The sequence below is a fragment of the Pseudomonas sp. UBA6310 genome, assembly GCF_002438225.1.
GTDB classification, from domain to species: Bacteria; Pseudomonadota; Gammaproteobacteria; order Pseudomonadales; family Pseudomonadaceae; genus Pseudomonas_O; species Pseudomonas_O kuykendallii.
The window spans coordinates 109083-116126 of the sequence record NZ_DJTK01000085.1; the positions used below are offsets into that span (position 1 = coordinate 109083).

Genomic DNA, 7044 nt, shown 5'->3' on the forward strand with positions numbered 1-7044 from the left:
GAGAAAAGCAACGACGCGGTACACTCTCATTACTGTTGTCCCTCGGGGTGAACGAAGCGGCGCGCCAGGTCGGCCTGCGCGCCCCTCAGTGTAGGCGAAGGCGACCCGCGGCGGCACAGCATGCGTGGCGATGATCGCCCGCCATAACCCGAGACTTCGTCACGGGTGCCGTTTAAGCTGCAGCCTTCCCGATACGACCCCACCCCCAGCCCGTGATGTTCAAGCTCCCCACCACCGCCACCGCTCCCTTCTGCCCGTCGGCCGTGAGCCACAGCATCGACGTGCCCGCCAACGCCTCGCTGGTGCGCAAGGCGCTGCTCTTCATGGGCCCCGGCCTGCTGGTTTCGATCGGCTACATGGACCCCGGCAACTGGGCCACCGCCATCGAGGCCGGCTCGCGCTTCGGCTACGCGCTGCTGTTCGTGGTGGTGCTCGCCAGCCTCTCGGGGATGGTCCTGCAGAACCTCTGTTCGCGCCTGGGCATCGCCACCGGGCGAGACCTCGCGCAACTGTCGCGCGAGCGCTACAGCCCGCGCGTGGCGCGCGGTCAGTGGCTGCTGGCGGAACTCTCGATCATCGCCACCGACCTCGCCGAAGTGCTCGGCGCGGCGCTGGCCTTCCACCTGCTGCTTGGCGTGTCGATCACCACCGGCGTGGTCTTGACGGCATTCGATACGCTGATCGTGCTGGCCCTGCAGGGCGCCAACTTCCGCCGCCTGGAGGCCATCGTGCTGGGCCTGATCGCCACCATCGGCGCGTGTTTCTTCGTCGAACTGGTGCTGATCAAGCCCTACTGGCCGGAGGTCGCCGCCGGGCTCAAACCGTCCTGGGAGATGCTCAGCCAGCAGGAGCCGCTGTACCTGGCGATCGGCATCCTCGGCGCCACGGTGATGCCGCACAACCTCTACCTGCACTCCTCGGTGGTGCAGACCCGGGTCAACGGCAGCGACCTCGCCAGCAAGCGCAGCGCGGTGAGGTTCGCCCGTCTCGACACCATCGCTTCGCTGTCGCTGGCGCTGCTGATCAACGCGGCGATCCTCATCCTCGCCGCGGCCGCCTTCCACCGCAGCGGGCACACCGACGTGGTGGAGATCCAGGACGCCTATCATCTGCTCGACCCGCTGGTGGGCGGCACGCTGGCGAGCATCCTGTTCGGCGTGGCGCTGCTCGCGGCCGGGCAGAGCTCGACCTTCACCGGCACAATCGCCGGGCAGGTGGTGATGGAAGGCTTCCTGCAGGCGAAGATTCCCTGCTGGCAGCGCCGCCTGATCACCCGCACGCTGGCGCTGATACCGGCACTGATCGGCGTGGTCTGGCTCGGCGACGGCGCGGTCGGCAAGCTGCTGGTGCTCAGCCAGGTGGTGCTCAGCCTGCAACTGCCGTTCGCCCTCTGGCCGCTGATCCGCTTCAGCAGCGACCGGCAGCTGATGGGCCCGTTCGCCAACGGCCGGCTGACCCGATACCTGGCCTGGGGCCTGTTCGGGCTGATCTCGCTGGCCAACCTGACGCTCCTGTATTTCTGGGTCGCCTGACTCCCGTCGGGGCGAGTCCGCTTTCCAGGCAATCGATAGCAGGGTATCGGTTACACTCCCCCGCTTTGTCCCGCCGCCAGGAGTCCGCCCATGGAAACCATCACGCTGGTATTGGTGATGTTCGTCGGAGTCATCGTCAGCAGCATGCTGATCCGCATGCTGCCCGTTCCCCTACCGCTGCCGCTGATGCAGATCGCCATCGGCGCCGCCATCGGGATGATCGGCAACTGGCGCCTGGACCTTGATCCGGAGGTGTTCTTCCTGCTGTTCCTGCCGCCGCTGCTGTTCCTCGACGGCTGGCGGATTCCAAAGGAAGGCCTGCTGCGCGACAAGGGGATGATCCTTGCCCTGGCCCTCGGCCTGGTCTTCATCACCGTGCTCGGCGTCGGCTACTTCATCCACCTGCTGATTCCGTCGATGCCGATGCCGGTGGCTTTCGCCCTCGCCGCGGTGATCTCGCCGACGGACCCTGTGGCGGTTTCGGCGATCGCCGCGCGGGTGCCGGTGCCCAAGCGGCTGATGCACATCCTCGAAGGCGAATCGCTGCTCAACGACGCCAGCGGCCTGGTCTGCCTGCGTTTCGCCATCGCCGTCACCCTGACCGGCAGCTTCGTGCTCTCCGAAGCGACCCTGAGTTTCGTCATGCTGGCCCTGGGCGGCATCGCCATCGGCGTGCTGGTGACCTGGGTGATCACCCGCATCAAGAGCTGGACCTCGCGCCGCTTCGGCGAGGAAACCGGTGCGCAGATCCTGATCAGCCTGCTGATTCCCTTCGTCGCTTACCTGTTCGCCGAACACCTGCATTTCTCCGGCATCCTCGCCGCGGTCGCCGCCGGCATCAGCATGAGTTACACCGAACTCTCCGGCAGGGCGCTGGCAGTCACCCGGATGCGCCGCACGGCGGTCTGGGACACCCTGCAGTTCTCCCTCAACGGCCTGATCTTCGTGCTGCTCGGCGAACAGCTGCCGGGCATCGTCGCCGGCGCCAGCCAGGTGGTGCGCGACACCGGCCACCACGAACCGATCTGGCTGCTGCTCTACGTCGTGGTGATCAACCTCGCCCTCGGCGCGCTGCGCTTCTGCTGGGTCTGGCTGTCGATCCGCTTCAGCATCTACCGCCGCCGCGCCGATGCGCCGCGCTCGCTGTGGCGGGTGGCCGCGGTGATGACGGTGGCCGGCGCGCGCGGCACCATCACCCTCGCCGGTGTGCTGACGCTGCCGCTGCTGATGAACGACGGCACGCCCTTCCCCGCCCGCGACCTGGCGATTCTGCTGGCCGCCGGGGTGATCATCGTTTCGCTGGTGGTCGCCAGCATCGGCATGCCGCTGCTGCTCAAGGGCGGTCTCGACGTGCCCGCCGAGCCCGGCCACCAGGCGGAAATCGACCGCGCCCGCGACATCGCCGCACGCGCCGCGATACGGGCCATCGAGCAGGCGCAGCACCAGATGAGCGAAGGCCGCGCCGACGCCGACCGCTACATCGAGGCGGCCGGGCGCATCGCCGACCTGTACCGCTACCGCATCGACACGCGCGCCCGCCCGGACGAGGAAGGCGCCCGCGAGAACGCCTCGCGCGAAGAGGAAATCGAACGCCAGCTACGCCTCGCCGGCCTGCGCGCCGAACGCGACGAGTTCTTCCGCCTGCTGCGGCACAAACGCCTCGGCGAAGAACAGGCACGCAAGCTGATTCGGGAGGTCGATCTGCTGGAAACGCAGCAGACGGGCTGAGGGGGCGCCGGAATCGGAGGTCTTCCTTTACCGTTTGACTGTGCTGCATCTGATTTATCGAGAGGGTTGAAGCAGGGGTTCCGCTCTGCTGAGCGGGGCACTTTTGGCATTGCCCCAAAAGTGCCCAAAAGGTCTAGCCCCGCCATCCGGCCCCGGCTGCGCCGGGGTTCCCTCGCTGCATCGCCGCTCCGGGGGCCGGCATACACGGGCCATCCATGGCCCGATATGCCTCTCGCCGCATCCATGCGGCTCGCTCCCCTACACGACGATTCCACTCAGCCTCCTGAAGGGGCGATCGGTGGTGTCTGAAGATTCGATGTATAGAGAGCAAAAGAAATGTAGGGTGGATGACGCTCTTTTCATCCACCGTTACACCGCCGGTGGATCGATGAAGCGCGATCCACCCTACGAATTGAAACCGCCGCAACCGTCACAAAAAACACTCAAACCAGATCCCGCAACGCCGGCTCAAGACCGGGATAACGAAACCCAAACCCCGCCTCCTGCAACCGCCTCGGCACCACCCTCTGCCCATCGACGAAGAGTTCCGCCATCTCCCCCGCGAGCCAGCGGATCGGCGCCGCCGGCAGGTGCAGCCACACTGGGCGGCCGAGCACCCGGCCAGCGGTCGCAGCGAATTCGGCCTGGCTGACCGCGCCGGGCGCCACCAGGTTGTACACGCCGTCGAAACGCTCCTCGCCCAGCGCACGGGCGATGAACTGCAACACGTCATCGCGATGCACCCAACTGATCACCTGCTCGCCGCTGCCCAGGCGCCCGCCCAGCGCCAGGCGGTGCGGCAGGAGCAACGGCTTGAGCGCGCCGCCGGGGCCAAAGACCACGCCCAGGCGCATCGTCACCTGGCGCACGCCAAGCGCCACCGCCGGTTTCGCCGCCGCTTCCCAGCGCGCGCAGAGTTCGGCCATGAAGCCGCGGCCCATGGCGCTCTGCTCGTCGAGGGATTCCTGCGGGTCGCGCACGCCGTAATAGCCGATCGCCGATCCCTGCACCCACACCGCCGGGATGTGCCGGGTCCGCTTGAGCCAGGCAATCAGGTCGTCGGTGGTGCCAACCCGGCTGGCCAGCAGCGTTTCCTGTCGCGCCGCACTCCAGCGCGGCCCTACCACCGGCGCACCGGCGAGGTTGATGACGGCGTCGAAGGCGTCGTCGGCCGCCAATCGGTCCAGCGCATCGATGCAGCGTGCGCGGCCGTTGAAGCGCGCGCTGGCGCGTTGCGGATGGCGGGTCAGCACGCACAGCGAGTGACCGGCATCGAGCAACTGGCGGACCAGGGTTTCGCCGATGAATCCGGTGCCGCCGGTGACCAGAACGCGCCGCGGGGTAATACCGGTGAAAGGATTCATGCCCTACCCGCTCCTGGAAATGTCCCGCCATCGCGTCGCCGGTGGCGTGCAACCGGTGGGATGCGAAGGTCGATGGACTGTCCTCGATAGACCGCCACACGCGCTGGCTGTTCGAGCGCCCGCTCAGGCGGGTTCGGGGAATACCCGGTTGCGCCCGCCGGCCTTCGCCGCGTACAGCGCCTGATCGGCCGCCTGCAGCAGTTCCTCCGCGCCAGGCTCGTGCCCGTCGGGGCGCCAGCTGTGGACGCCGGCGCTGATGGTGACGATGCCCTTCTGGTTACCGGTGTGGGGAATGTTCAGGTCGCGGACGGCCTGCAGGATATGCGTGGCGATCCGCTGGCTGCCTTGTGCGTCGGTCTCCGGCAGCAGCATCAGGAATTCCTCGCCGCCGTAACGCACGGCCAGGTCGCCGGCGCGCCCGGCGCACATCTGTATCGCCCGCCCCACGGCCTTGATGCAGGCGTCGCCGGCGGGATGACCGTACAGGTCGTTGTAGCCCTTGAAATGATCGATATCGAGCATGATCAGGCCCAGAGTCTTGCCGTTGCGCCGCGCGCGGGCGATTTCGTCCGGTAACGCCTGATCCAGTCGCCGGCGGTTCGCCAGCCCGGTGAGGCCGTCCTGCAAGGCCAGCTTGCGCAGTTCGCGGTGGGCCTCCTGGAGTTGCGCTTCCGCGCGCATGCCGAGGCGAATCTGCCGGATCAGGACGATGCCGAAGATCCCCATGGTGAAAATCATCAGGGCGACGATATAGGCGGAGCGATAGATGTTGGCTTCCCAGGGCGCGAGGATGGCCTGCCGGGACTGCGCCGCTTCCACCACCAGCGGATACTTGTCGAGCGCCTGGTAGCCGTACAGGCGCTCGATGCCGTCCACCATCGAGTGAAGCGTGGCGGTCCCGGCCTTCGCCTGCGGCATCAGTTCGGAAAATATCCTGCCGCCGGCGAGGCTGCTGCCGATGACCGTTTCGTTGAAGGGCCGCCTGACCAGCAGCGTGCCGTCGCGCAACGCCAGCACGATGGCGCCCTGCCCATCGATATCGAAGCCGTCGTAGAACCTGCGGAAGTAATCCACCCGCAGCGCCGCCAGGGCGACTCCGGCGAAACTCCCGTCCGGCGCGTTGATGCGCCGGGAAACGGGCAGCACCAGGCGCCCGGTGGAACGGCTCCTGATCACCGGGCCGATGTGCACGCCGCTGTCGGGGTTGTTTTTGTGGAAGGTGAAGTAATCCCGATCGGTGCTGTTGACCCCGGGAGGCTCGCTGGCCTCCGACGTCACCAGCCAGTTGCCGTTGCGATCGAAGACGAACAGCCCGTTGAGCTGCGCCAGGGAAGCGACATTGCCTTGCAGCAGGCGCCTGAGGCGTTCGAGCTGCGCGTGGGAGGTGCCGTCGGTTTCGACACGTTCGACCACGTTGGCGAGCACCAGGTCGGCTTCCTCGAAGACATCCTCGGCATGCTGCGCCAGCGAGCGGGTGAGGTTGGAAGTGGTGGTTTCCGCCATGCGCAACGTTTCGCGGCGCGCCGTCCAGGCCTGCCAGATATCCAGGCCGATGATCGACAGGATGACCAGCACCACGAATACGAAAGCCAGCCGCTGGAGCGACTGTCTGGGTCTGATAAAGCTTTCCAGGAAACTCGGCATCGGTCGGACGGGACTCTTTGTAATCGACGGTTACCCGGACTCTGCCGGGTAACTTGGCGTGAGTGGCGCCTAACCTGCGTATTGCCGCTGAACCCTGGCTGCGGGTCGCGCGGCCGGGGTCGTCCGGGATTGTACGGGCTGCTTCGGCGCCAGGTAAAACTCTGTCGGCGCCCTATCGAGTAAGCAGATTTTTCGCGGGCACGCATTCGGCGCCCCATGACCGGGCGATCTGCGCTGCGCGGCCCAACGGCACGGACGCGTTCTCGAAATCCACCACCACGCAGAAATCCGCCGACGGTGGCCGCGTCGGCAACGGGTCGAAGCGCCCATCGCTGAGCAGCCAGAGGCCGATACGTTTGCCGCGGGCGTTGCGCCGCACCCTGGCCAAGGTGCGTTCGGCCAGCTCCAGCGCCGCGGCCACCGGCGAGCCGCCACCGCCACCGATGGCATCGATCCAGGCGTGATTGGACGACCGCGCCTTCTGCGGCTTGCACAGCAGGCGCGCCTGCCCGGCGGCGAAGCCGATCACCATCAGCTCGCCGCGCTGGCGATAGACCTGCTCGCTCCAGCGCAACAGCAGGCCCTTGGCCAGCGCCAGGTTGCGCCGCCTGAGCATCGAGCCGGAACAATCCAGCACCAGGCAATGCAGCGTCCCCGCCTCGGCCGCCTGCCGCTGGAAACGCAGGTGCGGCGCCCGCAAGCGACCGGCGCCCTTGGCCAGCAGCGTGCGCGGCCAGTGCAGGCGCGCGCTGGCCGCCGCGCCGCGCTGGCGGATG

4 protein-coding genes and 1 pseudogene are annotated in these 7044 nt (G+C 67.4%); 2 read left to right on the forward strand and 3 right to left on the reverse strand.

Annotation, left to right across the window (positions count from 1 at the left end):
• Positions 1-215 precede the first annotated feature (215 nt).
• Positions 216-1532, forward strand: a complete 1317-nt coding sequence (locus B3E91_RS22090; protein WP_287031410.1) for an Nramp family divalent metal transporter — start codon at positions 216-218, stop codon at positions 1530-1532.
• A gap of 90 nt (positions 1533-1622) precedes the next feature.
• Entirely contained in the window at positions 1623-3260 is a 1638-nt protein-coding gene (locus B3E91_RS22095; protein WP_287031411.1) for a Na+/H+ antiporter, read from the forward strand.
• A 443-nt stretch (positions 3261-3703) separates the two neighbouring features.
• On the opposite strand, the pseudogene B3E91_RS22100 reads toward B3E91_RS22095, so the two are convergent.
• The 3 genes and pseudogenes from B3E91_RS22100 to B3E91_RS22110 all read right to left on the reverse strand — a co-directional run.
• Positions 3704-4621: pseudogene (locus tag B3E91_RS22100) on the reverse strand (TIGR01777 family oxidoreductase); the annotation flags it as partial.
• A gap of 126 nt (positions 4622-4747) precedes the next feature.
• A complete protein-coding gene (locus B3E91_RS22105) occupies positions 4748-6199 on the reverse strand; it encodes a sensor domain-containing diguanylate cyclase (protein WP_287031413.1) in 1452 nt (483 codons plus the stop codon).
• Between the two features lie 241 nt (positions 6200-6440).
• Positions 6441-7044, reverse strand: a 604-nt coding sequence (locus tag B3E91_RS22110) for a vWA domain-containing protein (protein ID WP_287031414.1), incomplete at its 5' end; no start/stop codon positions are given.